This window comes from Pseudoalteromonas sp. SWN29 (assembly GCF_015864465.1).
In the GTDB taxonomy this organism is placed as follows: Bacteria; Pseudomonadota; Gammaproteobacteria; order Enterobacterales; family Alteromonadaceae; genus Pseudoalteromonas.
In genome coordinates this window covers 40,411-62,567 of record NZ_JADYXE010000027.1, presented here as the reverse complement: position 1 = coordinate 62,567, position 22,157 = coordinate 40,411, and the positions used below count along the sequence as shown (strand labels likewise).

Below are 22,157 nucleotides of genomic sequence, written 5' to 3'. Positions count from 1 at the left end.
AACCCAAAAAGAGATAAAGAAAAAGGACGATTAAAATGCGGCCTGAATCCAATTCTCTCTTAATGTCTAACCTATGAGCGTTTACTAAACCTAAAAAGCTTAGAAACCAGCAAACAATTATTGGCATAAAGTTAGACTTAGTAATTAAAGGTGAGCATAAAGTGGAGGTTTTATAAAACTGATTAGATTACCCATAACCTAAGTTGAAAAACTCCGGTTGGAAGGCGTTCAGGTAATTTTAAAGCTAGGTTTAAAAAGTTAATAATTGTGGTAGAAAACAAAAAAACGCAGGCAACAGTAAATAGTTACCTGCGCAAAAGTCTCTAGTTTGAAAGGGTGTCGTTATTTTCGTTTTTAAGGGCTGTTACATGTTGTGCATAGTTAGTATTTTGCGGGTCAAACGTGTTACTCATTGACTGTGCATTTTCAACGTCAGCTTGTGTAAAAGTAATCGGCTGTATTTCCGTTAACGCTTCTACAGAATCGCTACCGCGTAAAACTGTAATACCTATTACTAAGGTAGCTACGAGCAAAATAGACAAAACCATAATTTCTGGTGTAAGCACCCAATTATTACTTTTAGGCTGTTGTTCGGCTTTTGTGTTTGTTTGCATATTGCACCCCTTAAAAATTTAACTAAATTCGTCTTGATTTGATATGTAATACATAGCGAAACTTGTGCCAACTAAATAAAAGTAAGAACAAAATAAAATAAGTAATAAAATCAATTGATTATTAAAGGTTAAAAATAAAATTCAAAATCCAACAGTAATTCGTAAAACTACATTTTTATTTTGAATTGCAATTTGCGAATCAAAATAAAAAACCACAATAAAAACACTCATTAAATACTAAAAAACAAATTTAACTTACTCCTAAAATACTAGGTCAATTTCTTCGTTTATCAAGTTTTATGCAACATAAATCTACTTTTATATTGCTTAACTCAACATTTCCCACGCTTGCGCTAAACGAGTGAGCTTTAAATGCTTAGATTCAATAGCCAGTTTTGGTGCATATTTATCAAGTAATAAATAAAGTGTTTCACTTACAATTGGCTTAGCTAAATAATCATTCATCCCAGCTTCTATAAATCGCTCTTTATCACCATGAATCGCATTTGCTGTGAGTGCTATTATTGGGGTTACTATACCTAGCTGCCTAATTGCTTTGGTTGCAGAGATCCCGTCGAGTATTGGCATTTGGATATCCATAAAAATAATATCAATTTTATAGTTTTTAGCCTTGGCTATTGCCTCTTGCCCATCACTAGCTATATGTACCTGGCATCCTTTTTGTTCTAAAAACTGCCTAATTACAATTTGATTATTTGTATTATCTTCAGCAACCAATATAGTGGTTCCGTTCAACTGAGTTAATCCTGAGGGGCTTTCTAAAACCTCTTTTTGTTCGCGATTAGTAAATATAATATCCAAATGAAACAGCTGCTCTTCCAGCAAACTAATTGCTCGCGGTACATGCGATACTTTAAAAGGGCCATTTAACCTAAGCTCTCTGTCGTTAAGGTTTTGCGGTAATAAGCTTTCTCCATGTAAGTCTATAATGAATAAACACGGTGAATTAAGGGAGTTATATGTACTTATACGCACGCGCGTTTGGGCTAACATTTGAGGGTCAGTTAATATAATCGCATCTGGGAAATCATTATATTCAGGTATATCTGGACATATTTCATAGTGTTCAAAAGCGATAGAAAATCGAGTTACCGTGTGCTCTAACGCTGTTTTTAGAATTTGGTTACTTCCTACTATCCATACTTTTGGTTTTTTACTTCGAGCTGCAAATCCTTCTCTCAATATTGAGTCGGTTGTGTCTATTTGTAGTGGGTAGTTAACGATAAACTCACTCCCCTTGTTAAGCTCAGAACTAACCGAAATATCTCCACCTACTACATCACAAATCTGCTTACATATAGCTAGTCCTAAGCCACTACCACCGTGTTTTCGGGTAATTGAATTATCGGATTGGATGAAAGGCATAAACATGCTTTCAATCTTATTTTTTGCTATTCCCATTCCTGTGTCTTTCACAGATAAATGAAGATTTAAATTATTACCCTTATTGTGAGTACATCTAACCGTAACCGTTATTACGCCCTGCTGCGTAAACTTAATTGCATTGGCTAATAAATTAATAGCTATTTGCCTTATACGCGCATGATCGCCAATTACTTGAGTGGGAACATCTGGATAGAAATCAAAAATAACCTCAAGCCCTTTCTGTAAAGCACTTTGAGTAATAATATCTATTGCTTCTTCAATACACGTATCAATACTAAATGGTTGATTATCGAGCGTTATAGCTTGTGCTTCAAAACGCGAATATGTTAATACGTCGTCAAGCACACTCAGCAACGCATCCGAACTCGTTTTAATCATTTGTGTGTAGCGCATTTGCTCAGACGTTAAACCTGTATGATGTAAAATATCTGCAGATCCAATCACAGCATTTAATGGCGTGCGAATTTCATGGCTAATATTTGCCATAAATCGACTTTTTGACTCAGCTAGTGTTTCAGCCTGATGTTTAGCTTCAAGTAATATTTGTTCACTTTCTATACGCTCTTGTATATCAACCAATGTTGCTGCAATTGACAATAAATCACTTTCGTAGCGACCTACAATGGGAGTTAGTGTAATTTCAACCCAGTTATTTATACCTTGTGCATTAATCAAACGTATATCAAAGCGACGTATGTCGCGCTTGCCTTGTTTATAATCAAGCAGCGTATTACTGACTTTCTCTACATCTTCTTTTGCTATAAATTCAATTATAGGTAATCCGAGGCTCTCATCTACTTTAGTATGTAATACATGCTGCCACGCTTGATTTATAAATAATAAATTACCGAGTGTATCCAGGCGTAAAACAATATCGGGAATATTATCAACTACAGAATGGTAATTATATTCTATCTCAGCCATTGCTTGCTCAGCTTTAACTCGCTGAGTAATATTAGTTTCTATGGCAATAAAGTGCATCACCTGCCCTGCATCATCTCGCACTGGGCTTGCATCAATAGCAACCCAATAAACATTGCCATTTTTATCGTAATTTATAGTTTCTACTTGAAAAGGAAGCCCATTTTTTATTGCATGAGACATAACCTTACAACTTTCTTTACATGTTTTTGGGCCCTGTAATAATTCACCTGGTGTAGTACCTATAACTTCATCACAGGTGTAACCTGTAAGTACTTCAAAACTATTATTAACCCACTCAATCACACCAAACCTATCTGTAATAATCACTAAGTTATTTGTATGACTCGCAACAAGAGATAAACGTTTAGCATATTTTTGCTGCTGCGTTAGCAAAAATTGAGAGTCTTTATGACGCTGAATATCATAGAGGGACCCTATAAAACCGCTTTTATCATCATAAACTAATCTCAGCTCAAACCAGTTTACGAGCCCACTACTATTTTTTATTTGTATTTCTACACTTGGAGCCTGCTTTCCTTCAAGCAAACAACAACTGTATGCAACAAAATGCATAATATCATCGCAATTCATTAACTTAGTTATATTAGAACCGATTAACGAATCGTTTGAGTAACCTAGTTTTTTCTCCCAAGCCTCATTAATATAAGTAAGATTTAAATGTTTATCGCACTCAAAAATACACTCATCTAAAATAGCTAACAACTTTGCCTGACGTCGATTACTATTGGAGAGTTTTTCAACAAGTGCATATTGGATTTGCACTTGTAGTTCATCATTATTATTCATGCTCTCTCCAATGCTTTATAAAAGTATTGCTATCACAAACTCGCGCATAAAGAGGGAAAACCTCTTCACAGTAAAATGTTTGTTCAAAAGGAGTGCGGCTCGAGGTGCAGTCGCTTAAAATAGTGACATTAAAACCGAGTTCAACAGCCGTTCGCGCAGTTGAATCAATACAGATAGAAGTCACTGTACCGGCTAAAATTATATTAGTAACGCTATGTTTTTTAAGCTTTTCAGCTAAGGCTGTATGTGTAAAAGCATTTAAACCTCTTTTACCTGGCACCACCTCTATAACATTACTAAAAGGGTCTAGCTGCTCAATTGTTTGAGCACCGTATAAACCTGCTTTAAATGCACCTACACCTGCAATGACTTTTAATATACCAATCGGATTTTTAAGCTCGCTGTAGCTTTGCGTAAAATGAATAGGCGTATTAACAACTAAAGCAAATTGCTCTGCAAAAGAGGTTAATAAAGAGAGTGTATTTTCTACCACGCCGGTAATTCTTGATGACTCTTCAACCACCTCATACAGGACGCCTTTTGGAGAAAAGTAATCGTTTTGAAAACCAATCAAAATAAGCGCAGTTTTAGAGTAATCAGGCATCGTTATTCCTTATTAATCAATTTAAGACGCTAACTGCCAAGGTTTAATAAATTTTTCGAGTACTGCTTTTGTCACTGGCTTTTGTAAATAGTGAGTAATACCTTTTTCGAATAACTCTGCTATTTGTTCATCGCCGGTTAGCCCCGTTAAAATAACTTTTGGTGTGTTGTTATTAGGTGTGTTTTGACTCACTAATTGCTGCGCTACGTCACTGCCAAACATTCCTGGCATGCGCTCATCTAAGAGTAGTAAGTCAAATGATTCATTTTGGGCGAGCGTTAATGCACTCGCTCCATTTTCTGCACATGTTACTAAGCAACCCAACATTTCAAGCATTACTTTTGTAGCAATTTGACTCGGTAAACTGTCATCCGCAACCAATACAGATAAACGTGTTTGCGTATTAAATGCAGCCAAAATAGTAATTAAGTCAGTATCAAAAAACGGCCAGCCTAATATTTTTTTAGAGAGTTTATGATTCTGGCTAAGCTCACTAATGTCGTTAATAGTGCACAGCTTTATGTGTGTATTTAAGCTGTCACTATTTAATCTATCAGTTAGCGCGTCACCACTAAGATGACGTAAATCTTCTAGCTGCACCGATTCCCTAAAATTACTATTAAACAATTTAAAATTTAAACCAAAGCGGTCATGAGTATTAGCCGACATTTTTAAGCAGCTTTTAAGTAACGCCTCACAATCAGTTAAAACGTCTACATTTTGACTAATATCAAGCGCTAAACTAACAGATTCTTTTGTTGCTAAAAGTCCGTGAAAATCAAGTGTGTTTACTTGCTCAGAATCATCAATTTGGCAATGAAAACTAACTCCTTGGATATTTGCTTCGAGCGTGAGTAAAAAACTCTCTTTTACAGAAGCCAACGCCGGGATAAGAAACTCTTCGCATTGCGCGATCATTTGTTCAGGCGGAATTTGCAAACAGACGTAATTACAATGCAACTTATTAATTAAGGTAATAGAAAAAGTTCGATTTTGGGTTTCACAATATTTACCTATTACTCCTTGGATAATTTCTAAAACGTGACTATTAATATTCATAAAGTACTCTCGTTAACCCAATGTATAGCTCTACATCATCAAGTTATGTGCCATAAATTAATTTTTGTAAACACACTTGCATTCATAGACTTAAGTATTAGGGTAATAACTTTTTAGTTTGCTATTCGCATTTTGCAAATCATATTGCTATGCATAATATGGTTTATAGTTTTATTAGAATGCTGCAATCGATTTTTTTCGCTTTAAATTATTTTTCAATCATTTAAACTGATATTAATCAAATTGAGGAGAAAGCTATGTTAACTGTAATTTTTGGCCGTGAAGGCTGTCCATTTTGTGTTCGTGCGAAAGACGTTGCTGAGCAACTATCAAATGAACGTGATGACTTTAAATTTCGCTATATTGACATAATTAAAGAAGGTATTAGTAAAGCCGACCTTGAAAAGTCAGCGGGTAAGCCTTGCCCTACAGTCCCACAAATTTTTGTAGACCAAACACACATCGGTGGGTTTACAGAATTTGAAGCTTACGCAAAAGAAAACCTAGGCCTGTATAAATAAGCTTTGTATTAAATATGTTAACCAGTTTAATAAACCTTAAATTGAACTGGTTAAATTTCGACCAACATCAAATACATACAAATTAGTTTCAATTTATACAAGCATTTGCCTCGCGAATCCTATATAATGCGCGCCTCTTTAAATTCGTTGAGGCGTATTAATGTCAGAACCAGTCACGTTTGAATCTCTAAATCTTTCTCCTGCAATTTTGAAGGCAGTTGAAGAGTTGGGTTACAAGACACCATCTGAAATCCAAGCTCAATGTATACCGTTATTGCTAGAAAGAAAGGACGTACTGGGACTAGCTCAAACGGGTACAGGTAAAACCGCAGCATTTGCACTGCCATTACTAAATAATATTGACCCGTCTGTGAAACAGCCACAGATCCTTGTACTCACACCAACACGTGAGCTTGCGATCCAAGTTGCTGAGGCATTCGAACAATATGCTAAACATGTTCGTGGTATTGAAGTATTGGCACTATATGGTGGCCAAAGCTACAGTATCCAATTAAGCGCACTTCGTCGTGGCGCTCAGGTTATTGTTGCAACTCCAGGTCGTTTAATCGATCACATTAACCGTGGCACTATCAAGTTTGATGCTCTACAAGCACTTGTACTTGATGAAGCCGATGAAATGTTACGTATGGGCTTTATCGATGATGTAGAAAGCATCATGGAAAAAACACCGCGCGAAAAGCAAACATGTCTTTTCTCTGCGACTATGCCTAAGCAGATTCAAAACATCAGCAGCAAATATATGAACAATCCTGAACAGGTTCATATTTCTGCGCGTAACTCTACAGTATCATCTGTTGAGCAAGTGTTTTGGAATGCAAGCGTACATAAAAATAAAGCAATTGTTCGCTTCTTAGAAGCTGAACAGTATGAAGGTGCTATTGTTTTCGTACGTACGCGTAACGATACAGTACAACTTGCTGAGTTATTAGAGCGCGAAGGTTTCTCTGCTGCTCCACTTAACGGTGACATGAACCAGCAAGCACGTGAACGCACTGTAGAACGCTTAAAAAGCGGCATGCTAAATGTTGTTATTGCAACAGACGTTGCTGCTCGTGGTCTAGATGTTGACCGCTTAAGCTTAGTTATCAACTACGATATCCCACAAGATTCTGAAGCCTACGTTCACCGTATCGGCCGTACAGGTCGTGCTGGTCGTACTGGTAAAGCAATTTTATTCGTAAAACATAACGAACGTTATTTACTTAAAAATATCATTCGTCATACGAAGTCTGAAATTGCACAAGTTGAATTACCAACTGCAAAAATCGTTGAAGAAAAACGTATCGAAGCGTTACAAGCAAAATTAACTATTGCGCTTGAAAACAAAGATATTACATTCTTTAACGAGATAGCTACTAACATGGCTGAAAAACTTGAACTTCCTCTTGAAAGCTTAGCGGGTGCGTTACTGTGTTTAGCACAGCAACAGTCTCCAATTAAAGTTGAAGAAGTTAAGATTCAACCTCGTGAACGTAACGAGCGTAACGACCGCAACCCACGTGACCGCAACGATCGCGGTGACCGTGGACGTCGTAACGAACGTGGCGGCGAACGTGGTGGTGAACGCGCTGAGCGTAAACCTCGCGAGCGTAACAGCCGTGATGCAGGCCCTATGGATACTTACCGTATCGAAGTAGGTCGTGAACACGGTGTTCAGGTTAAGAACATTGTTGGCGCTATTGCTAACGAAGCTGACATCTCAAGCAAGTTTATTGGTGATATTCGTTTACACGACAATCACAGTACGGTTCAATTACCGCAAAACATGCCTAAAGATGTACTTGATCATTTCCAAAAAGTGTTTATTTGTAAACGTCCTATGGGCTTAACAATTACCACTGATCAAGGTCCTGCTGAACCACGCGGCGAACGCTCTGAGCGTCCAGCTGGTGACAAAAAGCGCACTTTTAGTAAAGATAAAGACGATAGCCAACGCGGTGATAAGCGTACTGGCCCTCGTAAAGAACGTCGCCCAGTAAGCTTTACAACGCCGAAATAAGCAACGACTCTTTAATAAAAACCTTGCCACGTAAGTGAGCAAGGTTTTTTTGTATCTAAAATTTATTTTAATAATAAAAAATATTTGTAAGGGCACAAAAAAACACGATAGTGATAAACAAATCGTGTTTTTATATTGTGTTAAGCGAGTGCTTTAACTTCTTCCCATAAGCGTGCAACTAATGTTTTATCTTCTTCATTAAGCTCACCATTACGATATGCTTTTACTAAGCTTTGTTCTACCGTTTCGTTTAGCTCATCTATACTGATTGTCAGCTTTTCTACTTCGGCATAACCAACTGCAAGATCAAAATGACCTCGTAAATAGCCGCCTGCAAATAATTCATCGTCAGTTGCTTTTATTACTAAATCATCGAAGTACTGCTGGGCTGCATCGATATAATTCACTAAACTCATTTAAAAATCTCCTGGTTTTGCAGAGCACCTGTATTTTTAAGGTTTTGGTGCCCTACTGCATACATAATATGGTCGTTAAATCCGGTGGTTACTTTAATATAACCTGTTAATTCATCATCTAATTCACTGTCGCCAGTATCACAAATAAGGGGGCGACCGTTAAGCGCTTGTAGCTTTGTTTTTGTTGCTACTACAATAATATTCTCTTTGCCAATTGCACGTATAAGCGCAGGGCTTAATTGCTGATTGCCACGGCCAAATATATGCCCTTGCCCGCCAATGAGCGTAATGACTAACTTAGTACTTTGCTGGCGAGTAAACTCAAGTAATTGCTTAGCCGTTAAATCTTGGGCAACTAAGGTTTGATCTTTTATTAAGTCAACGCCAAGTAAGGTATTATCGAGGCCCATTTCTTCCATTATGGCTTCAACCGTTGAGCCGCTACCCATAATATAAAATGTGTCTTCATCCATTTGCGATACAACATGCGCAGCAATGTCGGCAAGTACGAGTTCGTCGGTTTCTTTGCCGCCATTTTTAACTGCTTGCATATAACGCACTTCGCTTGGTGTTTGCATTTCGCCGTAGCGTTTGGCTTTTACTGTACCTTGCCTGAAAGCATCTTCATCTATATCCATTACATCTGCATCAGCTAAGGTAACTAACTCACCCTTAACCAGCATTTCGACTACGCGCCCTGCTGCTTTTGGCGTTATAGCGTACACACCAGAGTGAATTTTACAGCCTGCAGGAATACCAAGTACGGGAATGGTATCTTCTATTGCATGACAAATATTACGCGCTGTGCCGTCGCCTCCTGCAAATAAAACTAAATCAACACCTAAGTCTTTAAGTACTTTTGCTGCTTGTTCTGTGTCATCTGGGGTTGTTATTACTGCAGAGTTGTATACAACCTCTACATTAAAGCCCAAAGCTTTGGCTGTTTGCTCACCCATGTCACCGTTAACGGTGTAAATGGTTAAGCGTTCTTTATAAGGCAATAGCACTTCAAGCGCTGCTTTTGTGCGGCTATTTGCTTTTGGTTCTGCACCTAATTCGATTGCTTTGGCGGCTGTGTGTGCGCCATCACTGCCTTTTAAAGCAACTGTTCCGCCTAAACCCGCTACTGGGTTTACAATTAAACCTAATTTAAACGCCATTACAAAGCTCCTTCGGATGTTGCCAATTAAATTGCTGCGCTGTTAATGGCCAAGGTGTGTTATAAAAATCAGAGAGCGCTTTTAAAAGTAACTCTGTACGAGAATTAAAGCCATTTTCGATAAGCGATAATACACGTGCATGTACTCGCTGCTGAAAATCAAACCGACATGTTTGCTCGCCGTTTAAGTTATCCACCGACACATTAAAATTAAACCCTGTTGCGGTGCTTAATAACCACTCTATAGCTTGAGGCTTTACTTCTACGCTTTCAAACTCAGCTTGTTTTTGTTTGTCGCGCCCATCAGGACAATACCAATAACCATAATCTTCTAATAATCGTCGTTCATCTCCGGCCACCAGCCAATGCGCTATTTCATGTAATGCACTGGCATAAAAACCATGCGCAAATACAACTTGGTGATATGGCACGTGCTCTGTTGCAGGCAGATACACAGGCTCATAATCGCCTTTTATCAGCTGTGTATTATAACTTTGATAAAAAGTGCGTTCAAAAATTGAAATTAGATCAGCTATTTGATGCATAAAATTGGGCTAATTTGTCTCGGTTGCAGCGCTATTGTGCGCAGTAAAAACGAGACGAATTGTACGGGCTTTTACAGCTAAAGTAAAAATAAGGCGTGATAGTAAAATATAAGCGGACTAATCTTTCACTTTATTGATATTTTTAATAATACCTAAACAGTAAAGAGTATTGGCAAGTTCTTTACGCTGCGTTTTTTCACTTGAGGTTTTATTGGCTAAGCTAGTTAACATATCGTACCGTTTACGTAGAGTTAGTATATATCTGGCATGCCTGCGGCATTCAAAGCAATGAGTACAGTGCGAATCGACCCAAAATCTTAATGTTTCAAACCAATATTGCTGCTCTTGAGCAAAAAAAATAAATGCCTTAGAGCAAGTCTCGCACTGCTCCTCAATATCTACATAGAGTGTTCGAGGAAAAATGGCATAATTTTGCTTTTTTATATCAGCCAATATTGCCGTATTAGGGAAGTATTTAAGACTCGAGTAACGCCAATGCCCTTTCTCTATCTCCTCTATTGTCACTGAGGTATTTGTAGTTATTGGTCTATTGCCATACCTTGGGTGGTTAAGGTACATATATCTGCCTATTTTAAATTCACAGCTTACATCTTAAAAGTAAGCTAAATAAAAGCAAGTTAAAGCAAAATCAATAATACGTAGTTATTATCCGAATTTAGGTATAAGTAATTTCTACACTTTAAATAATTTAACCCATTAAATACTTTCGGCATTAGTATTACTTAGTGTTCAATGCCCTCTGTTTTTACCTGCTTAGCTATATAGTTTTTTAACAAACGGGTATTACGCGTGTTAGCTTTAAAAAATGCATCAAATATATCGCCAAAAAATGGCACTAAACCGCCCACAAAGTCTATGAGCATATTGATAATCATCTTAGTCTTTATACGTTTACTCACACCTAAACGCTGCGCTTCTATCAGCACATAACTTGATAAAATTAGCCCTGCGGCATCACCTATAACGGGAATTAAACCAATCACAGCCTCTAGGCCTATATTAAATTTAGTAAAAGGAATACCAATACTGCTATCGGTTAACTTACTGAAACGTTCTAAGCGGGCTATTGCAGCTTGGGCTTTTATTTGTGAGTGTTCATTAATATTATCGTTCATGATTACTACCCTCCTTTGTACAGTATATAGGGCTTACTTGAACAACTCCTGAAAGGCTTTAAACTAAATTACAGACATAAAAAAACGCGGTAGTCCGCGTTTTTTATAATTATAAATACTTACACAGAGCCGTTAATTGGCCCGTGTTCGTGGTTTACATGTGGATTTTGTCCGCGTTGGCGCAGTAAATGATCCATTAATGTAATAGCCATCATTGCCTCAGCAATCGGGATTGCACGAATACCCACACACGGATCGTGACGACCTTTGGTGATCATCTCAACCGCTTCGTTGCTTGTATTAATGCTGTTACCTGGGATGGTAATACTCGACGTTGGTTTTAGCGCAATAGAAGCAATAATATCTTGCCCTGTCGAAATACCCGCAAGTACGCCACCTGCATGGTTTGATGTAAAACCTTCAGGGGTTAGCTCGTCGCGATGCTCAGAGCCTTTTTGCTCAACTACATCAAAGCCATCACCAATTTCCACGCCTTTAACTGCATTAATACTCATTAATGAGTGTGCAAGTTCAGCGTCAAGGCGGTCAAATACTGGCTCACCAAGACCTACTGGTACGTTGCTTGCCACTACTTTTACTTTAGCGCCAACTGAGTCACCTTGCTTTTTAAGGTCACGCATATATTCGTCAAGCGCTTCAAGCTTACTTGCATCAGGGAAGAAGAATAAGTTATTTTCAACTTCGTCCCAATCAAACGTTTCCGCCTTAATAGGACCTAGCTGGCTTAAGCATGCTTTAACTTCAATACCATGAAATTGCTTTAAGTATTTTTTAGCGATAGCGCCTGCCGCTACGCGTATTGCGGTTTCACGTGCAGAGGAACGGCCGCCACCACGATAATCGCGCAGGCCGTACTTATGCCAATACGTGTAATCGCCATGACCTGGGCGAAATACATCTTTAATTTTGCCGTAATCTTGCGAACGTTGATCGGTGTTTTCAATTAATAAACCAATGCTAGTACCTGTGGTTTTACCTTCAAAAACGCCTGCTAATATTTTTATTTGATCGCTTTCACGGCGCTGCGTTGTATAACGGCTTTGGCCTGGTTTTCGGCGATCTAAATCAATTTGTAAGTCGGCCTCTGTGATTTCAAGACCTGCGGGAGTACCATCAACAACGCCGCCTAATGCAACGCCGTGGCTCTCACCAAAGGTGGACACTTTAAATAACTGTCCAATGCTATTTCCTGCCATTAACTTTCCTCATTCCTAATGACTACCAATAGCCAAGCACACGGCTTGGCTATTCATTTTTTACTTATTTTGCAAAATACTCATCTAGCTGCTTTTTGCTAATTACAAATACACCTAAGCCGCCTTGTTCAAATTCAATCCATTCAAACGGCGCGCCCGGATACAGTGCATCCATATGTACCATAGAGTTACCAACTTCTACAAATAACAAACCGTTATCAGTTAGGTGTTCACTCGCTTCACTTAAAATAGTACGGGTTACATCTAAACCATCGTGGCCTGATGCAAGCCCAAGCTCTGGTTCATGATGAAATTCACGTGGTAAGTCAGCCATATCTTCTGCATCAACATATGGTGGGTTTGCTACTATTAGGTCGTATTTTTGACCTGGTACACCGCTAAATACATCAGACTGAATAGGTAACACACGATCAGTTAACATGTAATCGTTAATGTTAATGTCTGTCACTTCAAGCGCTTCATACGATATATCTACCGCATCAACTTGTGCCTGCTCAAAAGCTTGCGCAAGTGCAATTGCGATACAACCCGAACCTGTACATAAATCTAATATACGGTTAACCGATTGTGGCTCTTCAAGCCAGGGTGTAAAGCGGTTGCTGATAAGCTCAGCAAACGGTGAGCGAGGTATAAGTACACGTTCATCCACATAAAATGGCATACCCGCAAACCATGCAATGTTTGTTAAGTAAGGTACTGGTGTGCAGTCGTTAATACGTTCTGCAATAAGACCCGCAAGTCGGTTTTTTTCTGTGCTTGTTAAACGCGCGTGCATTAATTCTTTTGGCGCATCAACAGGCAAGCTAAGCGCAGGCAGTAATAAGCTTACAGCTTCATCCCATGCGTTATCTGTACCGTGTCCAAAAAATATACTACTACTTGCAAATTGGCTTGTAGTCCAACGTAACCAGTCATGTAAAGTTGACAGTTCTGCAACGGCTTCTTCGAGTGTTGCTTCTTCTATTTGTAAATCGCTCATATATTTTTACCTGTATTAGCTTACTGACTGTTTTGAGTCTTTAAGACGATTGCATTGCCTATCTGCGCTGGGCAAATTACAATTGCCCCTCATTTAAGTATTGTACCGCCTTTTGCGCTGCGTTTTTACGTTTTTTTGTTTAGGTAATAGTTATGAAAAAAGACACTCCATCACATTCGTCCCTAAGCAATGACGACATAAGCTTATTTCGTCAAACGATCACAGGCGCCAAAGTATTTAAACAAGATACTCATCGTTTTGATACAAAGCCTAAGGTGTCACAAGCTAAGCAATTTGCCCAGCAAAAAAAGCAGGCTCAATCTGAATTTTTCTTCTCAGACGTTTATATTCCCGATATAGACACCCACGGCACGGTTAAATATGTAAAACCAGGCCAAGATACCTTCCTAGCTAAACAGCTTCGCCGTGGTGACTTTGCACCCGATTTGACGCTAGATTTACATGGCTTAAATAAAGAACTTGCTAAAGATGAACTCGCTGGACTCATTCACGAATGTAAAAAGCAGCATTACTATTGTGCATGTGTAGTGCACGGTATTGGCGGCGGCGTACTAAAGCACAAAGTGCCTCAGTACTTAGTACAGCACCCTGACGTAATAGCGATGCACCAAGCCCCTCTCGAATATGGTGGTAGAGGCGCTGTACTCATACTAATTAATTTACCGCAAAGTGATGAATTTAGACGCTAACTTTAGCTATTACTAGGATGTAACTTCGTGCATATTTTTTCAATTATTTTTCCGCTCATTTTTATTGTGGCGTTTGGTTACAGCTGTTGCCGATTAAAATTTTTCGAAAAGCAGCATATTGCAGGCTTAAGTAAATTTACTTTTTATATTAGTTTGCCTGCTTTTTTATTGTTAAATATGTCGCAAATTAACTTACAGCAAAGCATTAGCCTTTTTGCATTTTTGAGTTTTTACATACCGGTTCTGAGTGTATTTGGGGTGGGTATTTTAATTGACCGCTTTTATTTAAATAAAAAGTATTTAAAAAATTACCAACAACACGGCGTCTTTGGACTTGCTTCTAGCTATTCAAATATGGTGTTAGTGGGTATTCCTATTGTTATTGCATCGCTTGGCAAAGAGATGATAGCCATTGCGTTTATGATCATTACTTTTCATAGCACATTGTTATTTGCACTTACTTTTTTAATAGGCGCTAAAGGCAGCAGCGATAAATTTTCGTGGTCGCACTTTGGAAAAAGTATGGTGTTAAATCCAATAGTACTGAGTATTGGATGCGGGCTTATATTAAACATTTTAGGAGTAACACTATTCACCGACTTAGCAAATAGTTTGGATCTATTAGCTAAACCAGCAATTGCCTGTGCGCTATTTGTACTTGGTGCTAATTTAGCTTTTTATAAAATAGCAGCAAATTGGCAACCCGCGTTAATAGCATCAATTTTAAAAATATTTTTATTGCCTGCGTTAGTTTTATTGGTAGGCACCTATGTATTTAAGCTAGACACGCAAATACTTAATGTATTGGTACTTTTAAGTGCGTCCCCTGTTGGCGTAAATGCTTATCTTATTGCGAGTCAAATAAAGCAGCATGAAGCTACTCTTGCTGGGGCTGTCGTACTTTCTACTATCTTAAGTGTTATTAGCTTTACGTTTTGGCTAGCTTTATTACTTTAGCTTACAAACCGCCGGCTACATCAACAAAACTACCCGTTGTAAAAGAAGCGTGCTCCGAAGCTAAAAAGTAAATTGCTGCAGCAACTTCCTCGGGTGTACCGCCTCTGCCAAGGGGTAATTTACTTTTAAGACGATCGACTCGATTTTTTTCGCCGCCATCACTATGCATATCAGTGTAAATAAGCCCAGGTCTAACAGAGTTAACACGAATACCTTTACTTGCCACCTCTTTTGCCAAGCCAATAGTAAATGTGTCCATTGCACCTTTAGATGCTGCATAATCAATGTACTCATTAGGAGAGCCCGTTTTAGCGGCCCCCGATGAAACATTAACAATACTACCGCCATTTCCCATTCGCTTTATTGCCTCACGACTACATAAAAAAGCACTGGTAATATTTGTAGTCAAAACTTCGTTTATGCGCTCAGCACTCATTTCCAGTAAGGGCATTTGCGGCTGTAATATCCCAGCATTATTTACAAGTACATCAAGTTGACCAAACTCTTTATCAATAAAATCAAACAACGCCAAAACATCCATCTCTTTGGACACATCTGCTTTTATAAATTGAGCTCTAACGCCAAAGCTTCTTACTTGATCAGCTACTAGCTTGGCACTAGCTAAATCAGCTTTATAATTAATGCAAACATCATAATCCTGCTTAGCAAAGTATAATGCCGTAGCTGCGCCAATACCTCGGCTAGAGCCAGTGATGAGTACAACGGGGGAGCGAGTCATTAACGCTATTATTCTTTTAAAGCTGCGACTACTGAAATTTCAACAAGCAGTGCATCGCGCGCCATTTTTGCTTCCACGCAAGCACGTGCTGGTGCATAACCTTCGGTTACCCACGCATCCCATACTGCGTTCATATCAGCAAAATATTCCATGCTTTTTACGTAAATAGTCGCACTAAGCATATGCTCTTTTGAGCTTCCTGCTTCATCAAGTAACGCCTCTACTTTATCGAGCATAGTTTGAGTTTGTTCTTTAATATCTTTTTGTGCGTCGGCGCATACTTGCCCACATAAATACACAGTACCGTTGTGTTTTACTATGCGGCTCATGCGCGCACCTGTTTGTAAGCGTTCTATCGTCATTTTAATTTACTCAATTATTTATATTTAAACATTTTCTGGGGCATTTATACTTAAATAACTACTACGCTGGGTTTGCTCATCGTAACTAATAACAGCTACAGCACCCGTATTAAAAATGGGCATATTGCCAGGGCTTAATTGATCCACTAAATAACTGACAATAGGCATATGGGCTACAATGAGCCACGTATTACATTGGGGGTGAGTAGCTATAAGTGTTTCGATGTAGTCAGCGGCAATTTGAGGTTTGCCCTCAGGGATTATATCGGACGTGGTTTCGCTAAATTTAAATTCGTTATTTTTAGCAACACCTGCAGCCGTTTGCTGCGCTCGAATGTAAGGACTAACTAACAGTGCATCAGGGTGATGTGTTTTATTGAGCCAAAGACCCATTTTTTCAGCTTCATCATGCCCTGCTTGGGTTAAATTTCTACCTGCATCATCAGCCTGCATGGGTGTTGCTTCGCCGTGGCGCATTATTAGGATTGTTTTCATAAAAAATCAACCAATTAAAGAATATAAAACAGTAGCCAGTTTGCCCGTTTGTCAGCTATATTGACAACATAAACCTATTTATTTCTAAAATAGTTCTTTCATGAGACTCAGGTAAATTTTCAAGCTATATTTCGCTTTCCTGAAGCCATCATCTGTTGTTAACAAGTAAACGTTTAGTTTCAGGAGCATCATTTGAATATCAGCCGCAATGATAACAGAGCATACCGCGCCTTTACACTGGACAATGGTCTAAAAGTACTATTAGTGCAAGATAAAGATTCTACAAAAGCGGCAGCATCAATGGCAGTTAACGCCGGACATTTTGACGACCCTCTTGACAGGCAAGGCCTCGCACACTTTTTAGAGCACATGCTTTTTTTAGGCACAGACCAATATCCAGATTCAGGCAGTTTTAATAATTTTGTTTCCCAAGCTGGCGGCAACACCAATGCATGGACTGGCACTGAGCATACCTGTTACTTTTTTGATATTAACAATCAAGAATTTGAACAAGCGCTAACCCAATTTAGTCGTTTTTTTATTGCTCCTCTTTTAAATTCAGCCGAAACAGAAAAAGAACGAAATGCAATTGAAGCCGAGTTTAAGCTAAAAATAAAAGATGATGGTCGCCGTATTTATCAGGCCCACAAAGAAACAGTAAATCCTGCTCATCCATTTGCTAAATTTTCTGTGGGTAACCTACAAACTCTAGCTGACAGAGAGCGCTGTATTAGCGACGAGCTACGTGATTTTTTTAATAACTACTACCAAGCTCAGTGGATGACGTTGGTTATATGCGCTAATGAAGAGCTAGATACTCTGCAAAGTTGGACGCAAACTTACTTTAGCGCAATTAACGGCAACAAAAACTTTAAAAAGCCAGAGATCAGTGAGCCACTTTATCGCAAGCAAGACATAGGGAAAATACTCCATATTGAGCCGCATAAGCATATGCAAAAACTTATTATTAGCTTTGCTATGCCTAATATTGATGACTTTTATCGTCACAAAACAGTAAGTTTTATAGCTCATTTACTTGGCTATGAAGGCGCCGGTTCTCTTTATTCTATTTTAAAGGAGCAAGGCTGGATCAATGCACTTTCTGCTGGCGGTGGTATTAATGGTAGCAACTTCAAAGATTTTAATATTAGTTTAGCGCTTAGTGATGAAGGCATTGAATACTTTGAAGATATTATTGAAATGGTGTTTGAATACATTTGCTTAATTAACCATAACACCGAAAAATTACCGCGCCTATATCAAGATAAAAAAAATCTATTACAAATAGCATTCGATAACCAAGAAAAGTCACGTTTAATTGATTGGGTTAGTAACTTAAGCATTAATATGCAGCATTACGATGAAGCAAATTACGTGCAAGGCGACTATTTAATGGAAGGCTTTAAAAAAGCGACCCACGAAATGGCCATGCAGTGGTTAACGCCACATAATATGCGCATCGTACTTATACATCCAGATGTAGAGCCTGAACATAAAACGGCATGGTACAACACACCATATAAAGTAGAACATATTTCACCTAGTTGGCTTGATGCCCTTAGCGAGATAAATAAGCCGTTGAGCGAAATGCTGCTACCTACAGCTAATCCTTATTTAACAAAAGAAGTGGTGTTATTTGATGTCGTAAAACCACAAACAAAACCCGAGTTATTAGTAAAAGAACCCGGTTTTGACTTTTGGTTTAAACAAGACAACACATTTCGTGTTGCTAAAGGCCATTTTTATTTGGCCATGGATTCTGATTTTGCCGTAAAAGATGTAAAACATATGGCACTCACCCGCTTATTTACAGATTTATTTATGGATAGTGTGGGCGAGCAATTTTATCCAGCAGAACTTGCGGGACTTAGCTACCACTTAACCTCGCATCAAGGTGGATTAACTCTACATACCGCGGGGCTTTCATCTAGCCAGTTAGAGCTTGTTGATCAATTAATAGATGCTTTATTTAATGTAGAGATCTGTGCAAAACGCTTTGCTGAATATAAAAAACAGCTTGTAAGGCATTGGCGCAATAGCAACCAAAACAAACCAGTCAGTGAGTTATTTAGCATTTTAGGCGCAAAAATAATGCCTTGGAACCCACAACCTGGGGAGCTTGCATCGGCATTAAAAAACACCTGTTTTCAGCAATTTAATGAGTTCAGAACAGACTTTTTTAAAGCACTACATGTTGAATCATTTTTACATGGTAACTGGCAGCAAAGTGATGCAATAGCCTTTCAAAAAAAGGTCGCAAATCACTTAAAAAACGCAACCATAATTGAAGATTTAAGACGCCCTCTTTTTGAAATTAAAAAAGTAACTCGCTACGAGTTAGAGCTTCCTTGTAACGACCATGCAATGGTTATTTACTATCAAGCGCAAACGGATTGCGTGGCCGAAAAAGTAAAAATGATGGCGTTAAATCATTTAATTAATCAAGATTACTTTAATGAATTACGAACTACACAGCAACTTGGTTATTTAGTAGGCGCTGGTTATGCACCATTTAACACGCGTGCTGGTATAGCATTTTATGTGCAGTCACCTAAGTTTGATGCAAAAACATTATTGCATCGACATAACCGTTTTATTAAAAACTACCTTGATAATATTGATGCACTTGATGAAAACGATTGGCAACAGCAAAAACACGGCCTTAGTACTCATATTGCAGAAAAAGATAAAAACCTGCGCCTGCGCTCACAACGGTTATGGCTTGCTATTGGTAACAGAGATCATGAATTTTATATGCAACAACGACTTTTAGATGCCTTAAATGCGCTAACCCTAAAAGAACTAAAAGTTTATGCACTAAGCCTATTTGATGATAATAGACCAAGATATGAGCTTTTAAGCTCGGCAAAAGTCAATAAATCTCAAAATATGCCCGTTTACTCTCAATCTCTTTGACACTAGGTTTAGCTTGTTTTAAATTATCATTTGTAAATTAGAAGTAATAAAAAAATGATAAAAATAATAATAAAACTAAGCATGCTTGTAGTACTTGCTTACTCATTTGAGCTTTTTGCCTTTGAGTCATCATTTAATTACAACTCCGACAATATACTTATACTAGCAAGCGCCATTATAGCGCTTGCTTTGCCCTACCTGTTATTTGTAATCCACAAACTTAGACGCTCACGCCGTCAACTCCGTCTTTCGGAAAAACGCCTTAAAAGTACTGTAGAAGGTAGCGGCGATACACTTTGGGACTGGAACATAAAAACAGGCGAAGTTATTCGTATTAACGATAAGTACTTAATGGATTCGACTACCTTAATGGGGTTTCCGCCAAACAAAGGCCTTATTCACCCTCACGATATTAATAACGTTGAGCACTTGTTAAAAGTACACTTTGCAGAGCAGTCTGCTTTTTTTGAAGCCACCTACCGAATCAAAGATACATTTGGTCGTTGGCATTGGGTACTCGATCGCGGAAAAATAATTGAAAAAGACGCCAACTTATCACCCCTTAGAATGACAGGTACCGTTCGCGATATATCACAGTTAAAATCAACGGAAGAGCGCTTAAACCTTTTTGCTAAATGTGTTGAATCACTCACTGACGCCTTAGCAATTTACGATAAAAACTTTAAACTGGTTGATATAAACCCGAGTTTTTTAACCTTGTTTGGTGGCGTACGCGAGCAATACTTAGGAAAAGATTTCAACCTATCTGGGTATGAGCCAAGCTACACAAACAGAATTATTGAAATAGTAAAAGAGCGCGAACATATCCAACAAGAAGTGAAGCTTCGTAATAGTGAGCGTGTTTTATTGCCTATAGAAATATCGATAGATGAAATTAAAAACGATCAAAATCAAATAACTAATTATGTCGTTGTTTATTCAGATTTAACAGAGCGTAAAAAAGCCGAATCGCAGTTACATAACTTATCGAATCGAGATCGCACAACTAGTCTGCCTAACCGAAATTTATTTTTTACTGATTTGCAAAAGCTAGTAAAGCTCAACTCGCATCACGCCTTGCTTGTATTCGATTTAGATAACTTTAAAAAAATAAATGACTCGTTAGGGCATCAACTAGGTGACAGCTTATTAGCTAAACTAGCAATGCGCTTAAATAAACTAACCCGCGAAAATGATGTATTTTATCGTTTAGGCGGCGATGAGTTTGCTCTTGTAATGTCTGACACTAACGACATACATGTAATTACACGTATGGCAAAACAGTTTTTAGCAGCCATTGCTACACCATTTAAAATGGCTGGCCACGAACTGGCAATCACCTCAAGTGTAGGCATTGTATTATTTCCAGAAGACGGTAATACGCCTGAACTGCTTTTAAAAAATGCAGATACCGCGATGTATCATGCTAAAAAGAAAGGTAACAGCTACTTATTTTTTAACGACACGATGAACCGTCAAGCCGTTAAACGACTGCAAATTGAAAACCTCATGCGCTTTGGTTTAAAAGAAGACCATTTTGAAGTGTACTACCAACCAAAAATGAATATTCGCACAGGCAAGCTAACCGGAATGGAAGCATTAGTGCGCTTTATTACACCCAAAAAAGGCATTATTAGTCCGGGAGTTTTTATACCTATAGCCGAGGAAACTGGCCAAATAATTGAAATTGGTGAAGTGGTATTAAACAAAGCCTGCAGAGACGTAAAAGAATGGCTAGATAGCGGTTTATTTAGCGGCCGAGTAGCTGTCAACTTATCAGCAAAGCAATTTAGCCTCCCCGATTTAACTTCTCGTATTGACGTTATTTTGCAAAAAAACGAATTACCTTCTTACTTTTTAGAGCTTGAAATAACAGAAGGTACTGTAATGGACGACCCTAAAGAAGCCATTGCAATTATGCGTTCGTTAAGTGCCCGAGGTATTCATTTAGCAATGGATGATTTTGGTACTGGTTATTCATCATTAGCGTATTTAAAGCAATTTCCGCTTAATACACTTAAAGTAGATAAAGCATTTATAGATGACATGACCAACGAACGTGGGCGTAATATGGTCGACTCAATAGTCACTATTGCGCATAACCTTGATTTGCATGTAGTTGCTGAAGGTGTAGAACAAGCTCATCAAATTGATATACTTAAAAAGCTTAATTGCGAAACAGTACAAGGTTATTACTATTCTAAGCCACTATCAAAAAGTGAATTTACTGAATTTTTAAAGCAGCAACAAACTAAAGCAGCCCCAAGCTTAATTAGAAAAAATAAAAATGTGGCGTCGATAAATTAAGGGCGCCATATACACGCATTTATACCTACATTTCTTACTAAAGCACGGCGATAATGTAGATTAAATAAGCACCAGGCCACAGGCCCAAGTAAACCGCCTAAAATAAGCCATCGCTTAATTGGCATACCTTTTTTAATGGCTTCTAAATACATTAAAGCTATAAATGCACTGCTTAGTAAAACTATAAACAAAATTACCCTTTAAAGTTGCTCAAAAATACGGCACTTATTCTAACGCTAACG

The 22,157-nt window shown here is 38.3% G+C and carries 21 protein-coding genes; 6 read left to right on the top strand and 15 right to left on the bottom strand.

Annotation, left to right across the window (positions count from 1 at the left end; all coding sequences use genetic code 11):
* Nucleotides 1-323 precede the first annotated feature (323 nt).
* From I6F53_RS11855 to I6F53_RS11840, 4 genes are all read right to left on the bottom strand, one after another.
* On the bottom strand, nucleotides 324-614 hold the full coding sequence (locus I6F53_RS11855; protein ID WP_166419173.1) for a hypothetical protein: 291 nt from the start codon (nucleotides 612-614) through the stop codon (nucleotides 324-326).
* 327 nt (nucleotides 615-941) lie between these two features.
* Nucleotides 942-3,752 (bottom strand): PAS domain-containing hybrid sensor histidine kinase/response regulator, encoded by a 2,811-nt coding sequence (locus tag I6F53_RS11850; RefSeq protein ID WP_197239669.1) that lies wholly within the window; start codon nucleotides 3,750-3,752, stop codon nucleotides 942-944.
* Entirely contained in the window at nucleotides 3,745-4,356 is a 612-nt protein-coding gene (locus tag I6F53_RS11845) for an isochorismatase family cysteine hydrolase (protein WP_166419175.1), read from the bottom strand. Before I6F53_RS11845 ends, I6F53_RS11850 begins: the two co-directional genes overlap by 8 nt.
* A 21-nt stretch (nucleotides 4,357-4,377) precedes the next feature.
* Nucleotides 4,378-5,415 carry a response regulator gene (locus I6F53_RS11840; RefSeq protein WP_197178219.1) on the bottom strand — a complete coding sequence of 346 codons (1,038 nt, stop codon included), beginning with the start codon at nucleotides 5,413-5,415 and terminating at the stop codon, nucleotides 4,378-4,380.
* A 257-nt stretch (nucleotides 5,416-5,672) separates the two neighbouring features.
* Here I6F53_RS11840 and I6F53_RS11835 point away from each other — a divergent pair, with 257 nt between their 5' ends.
* Nucleotides 5,673-5,936, top strand: a complete 264-nt coding sequence (locus I6F53_RS11835; RefSeq protein WP_004587283.1) for a GrxA family glutaredoxin — start codon at nucleotides 5,673-5,675, stop codon at nucleotides 5,934-5,936.
* A 160-nt stretch (nucleotides 5,937-6,096) separates the two neighbouring features.
* The gene (locus tag I6F53_RS11830) at nucleotides 6,097-7,956 is read left to right on the top strand and encodes a DEAD/DEAH box helicase (RefSeq protein ID WP_197239667.1); all 1,860 of its coding nucleotides are present in this window, start codon (nucleotides 6,097-6,099) and stop codon (nucleotides 7,954-7,956) included.
* Between the two features lie 140 nt (nucleotides 7,957-8,096).
* On the opposite strand, the gene I6F53_RS11825 is transcribed toward I6F53_RS11830, so the two are convergent.
* The 7 genes from I6F53_RS11825 to prmB all read right to left on the bottom strand — a co-directional run bounded on the left by I6F53_RS11825 (nucleotide 8,097) and on the right by prmB (nucleotide 13,429).
* Nucleotides 8,097-8,372, bottom strand: a complete 276-nt coding sequence (locus tag I6F53_RS11825; RefSeq protein ID WP_002962183.1) for a YfcL family protein — start codon at nucleotides 8,370-8,372, stop codon at nucleotides 8,097-8,099.
* Nucleotides 8,369-9,532, bottom strand: a complete 1,164-nt coding sequence (locus tag I6F53_RS11820; protein WP_197178220.1) for an ATP-NAD kinase family protein — start codon at nucleotides 9,530-9,532, stop codon at nucleotides 8,369-8,371. The genes I6F53_RS11825 and I6F53_RS11820 overlap by 4 nt, the downstream gene beginning before the upstream one ends.
* Complete coding sequence (locus tag I6F53_RS11815) at nucleotides 9,522-10,076, bottom strand: elongation factor P hydroxylase (RefSeq protein WP_197239666.1); 555 nt, start codon at nucleotides 10,074-10,076, stop codon at nucleotides 9,522-9,524. The genes I6F53_RS11820 and I6F53_RS11815 overlap by 11 nt, the downstream gene beginning before the upstream one ends.
* 117 nt (nucleotides 10,077-10,193) lie before the next feature.
* Entirely contained in the window at nucleotides 10,194-10,655 is a 462-nt protein-coding gene (locus tag I6F53_RS11810; protein WP_166419180.1) for a zinc-ribbon domain containing protein, read from the bottom strand.
* 164 nt (nucleotides 10,656-10,819) lie between these two features.
* Entirely contained in the window at nucleotides 10,820-11,212 is a 393-nt protein-coding gene (locus tag I6F53_RS11805) for a DUF4112 domain-containing protein (protein ID WP_166419181.1), read from the bottom strand.
* Nucleotides 11,213-11,331: 119 nt separating this feature from the next.
* Nucleotides 11,332-12,429, bottom strand: coding sequence for a chorismate synthase (gene aroC / locus I6F53_RS11800; RefSeq protein WP_008138551.1), 1,098 nt, complete (start codon nucleotides 12,427-12,429; stop codon nucleotides 11,332-11,334).
* Nucleotides 12,430-12,493: 64 nt separating this feature from the next.
* Nucleotides 12,494-13,429: a 50S ribosomal protein L3 N(5)-glutamine methyltransferase gene (prmB, locus tag I6F53_RS11795; protein ID WP_165725676.1), complete on the bottom strand. Its 936-nt coding sequence runs from the start codon at nucleotides 13,427-13,429 to the stop codon at nucleotides 12,494-12,496.
* Between the two features lie 152 nt (nucleotides 13,430-13,581).
* Between prmB and smrB the strand changes: the two genes are divergently transcribed.
* Together smrB and I6F53_RS11785 are read left to right on the top strand one after the other, a co-directional pair.
* Nucleotides 13,582-14,139, top strand: coding sequence for an endonuclease SmrB (smrB, locus tag I6F53_RS11790; RefSeq protein ID WP_007377742.1), 558 nt, complete (start codon nucleotides 13,582-13,584; stop codon nucleotides 14,137-14,139).
* A gap of 27 nt (nucleotides 14,140-14,166) precedes the next feature.
* A complete protein-coding gene (locus I6F53_RS11785) occupies nucleotides 14,167-15,096 on the top strand; it encodes an AEC family transporter (RefSeq protein ID WP_007580614.1) in 930 nt (309 codons plus the stop codon).
* A 1-nt stretch (nucleotide 15,097) separates the two neighbouring features.
* On the opposite strand, the gene I6F53_RS11780 is transcribed toward I6F53_RS11785, so the two are convergent.
* From I6F53_RS11780 to sixA, 3 genes are read right to left on the bottom strand one after another with little or no spacing between them, the layout of a single operon-like run.
* On the bottom strand, nucleotides 15,098-15,835 hold the full coding sequence (locus I6F53_RS11780; RefSeq protein WP_197176713.1) for an SDR family oxidoreductase: 738 nt from the start codon (nucleotides 15,833-15,835) through the stop codon (nucleotides 15,098-15,100).
* 8 nt (nucleotides 15,836-15,843) lie between these two features.
* On the bottom strand, nucleotides 15,844-16,197 hold the full coding sequence (locus I6F53_RS11775) for a RidA family protein (protein WP_024591642.1): 354 nt from the start codon (nucleotides 16,195-16,197) through the stop codon (nucleotides 15,844-15,846).
* Nucleotides 16,198-16,221: 24 nt separating this feature from the next.
* On the bottom strand, nucleotides 16,222-16,692 hold the full coding sequence (gene sixA, locus I6F53_RS11770; protein ID WP_197176715.1) for a phosphohistidine phosphatase SixA: 471 nt from the start codon (nucleotides 16,690-16,692) through the stop codon (nucleotides 16,222-16,224).
* Between the two features lie 192 nt (nucleotides 16,693-16,884).
* On the opposite strand from sixA, the gene I6F53_RS11765 reads away from it, so the two are divergent.
* Entirely contained in the window at nucleotides 16,885-19,608 is a 2,724-nt protein-coding gene (locus tag I6F53_RS11765) for an insulinase family protein (RefSeq protein WP_197176717.1), read from the top strand.
* A 54-nt stretch (nucleotides 19,609-19,662) separates the two neighbouring features.
* Nucleotides 19,663-21,915: a sensor domain-containing protein gene (locus I6F53_RS11760; RefSeq protein ID WP_007580604.1), complete on the top strand. Its 2,253-nt coding sequence runs from the start codon at nucleotides 19,663-19,665 to the stop codon at nucleotides 21,913-21,915.
* On the opposite strand, the gene I6F53_RS11755 is transcribed toward I6F53_RS11760, so the two are convergent.
* Entirely contained in the window at nucleotides 21,912-22,106 is a 195-nt protein-coding gene (locus tag I6F53_RS11755; RefSeq protein WP_007580601.1) for a hypothetical protein, read from the bottom strand. The genes I6F53_RS11760 and I6F53_RS11755 overlap by 4 nt on opposite strands.
* Between the last annotated feature and the right edge of the window lie 51 nt (nucleotides 22,107-22,157).

Coding starts and splice junctions, on each gene's coding strand:
- I6F53_RS11760 (WP_007580604.1), top strand. CDS start 19,663: ATGATAAAAATAATAATAAAACTAAGCATGCTTGTAGTACTTGCTTAC.
- I6F53_RS11845 (WP_166419175.1), bottom strand. CDS start 4,356: ATGCCTGATTACTCTAAAACTGCGCTTATTTTGATTGGTTTTCAAAAC.
- sixA (WP_197176715.1), bottom strand. CDS start 16,692: ATGAAAACAATCCTAATAATGCGCCACGGCGAAGCAACACCCATGCAG.
- I6F53_RS11810 (WP_166419180.1), bottom strand. CDS start 10,655: ATGTACCTTAACCACCCAAGGTATGGCAATAGACCAATAACTACAAAT.
- I6F53_RS11805 (WP_166419181.1), bottom strand. CDS start 11,212: ATGAACGATAATATTAATGAACACTCACAAATAAAAGCCCAAGCTGCA.
- I6F53_RS11840 (WP_197178219.1), bottom strand. CDS start 5,415: ATGAATATTAATAGTCACGTTTTAGAAATTATCCAAGGAGTAATAGGT.
- I6F53_RS11775 (WP_024591642.1), bottom strand. CDS start 16,197: ATGACGATAGAACGCTTACAAACAGGTGCGCGCATGAGCCGCATAGTA.
- I6F53_RS11830 (WP_197239667.1), top strand. CDS start 6,097: ATGTCAGAACCAGTCACGTTTGAATCTCTAAATCTTTCTCCTGCAATT.
- I6F53_RS11780 (WP_197176713.1), bottom strand. CDS start 15,835: ATGACTCGCTCCCCCGTTGTACTCATCACTGGCTCTAGCCGAGGTATT.
- I6F53_RS11835 (WP_004587283.1), top strand. CDS start 5,673: ATGTTAACTGTAATTTTTGGCCGTGAAGGCTGTCCATTTTGTGTTCGT.
- I6F53_RS11820 (WP_197178220.1), bottom strand. CDS start 9,532: ATGGCGTTTAAATTAGGTTTAATTGTAAACCCAGTAGCGGGTTTAGGC.
- I6F53_RS11855 (WP_166419173.1), bottom strand. CDS start 614: ATGCAAACAAACACAAAAGCCGAACAACAGCCTAAAAGTAATAATTGG.
- I6F53_RS11825 (WP_002962183.1), bottom strand. CDS start 8,372: ATGAGTTTAGTGAATTATATCGATGCAGCCCAGCAGTACTTCGATGAT.
- I6F53_RS11850 (WP_197239669.1), bottom strand. CDS start 3,752: ATGAATAATAATGATGAACTACAAGTGCAAATCCAATATGCACTTGTT.
- aroC (WP_008138551.1), bottom strand. CDS start 12,429: ATGGCAGGAAATAGCATTGGACAGTTATTTAAAGTGTCCACCTTTGGT.
- prmB (WP_165725676.1), bottom strand. CDS start 13,429: ATGAGCGATTTACAAATAGAAGAAGCAACACTCGAAGAAGCCGTTGCA.
- I6F53_RS11815 (WP_197239666.1), bottom strand. CDS start 10,076: ATGCATCAAATAGCTGATCTAATTTCAATTTTTGAACGCACTTTTTAT.
- smrB (WP_007377742.1), top strand. CDS start 13,582: ATGAAAAAAGACACTCCATCACATTCGTCCCTAAGCAATGACGACATA.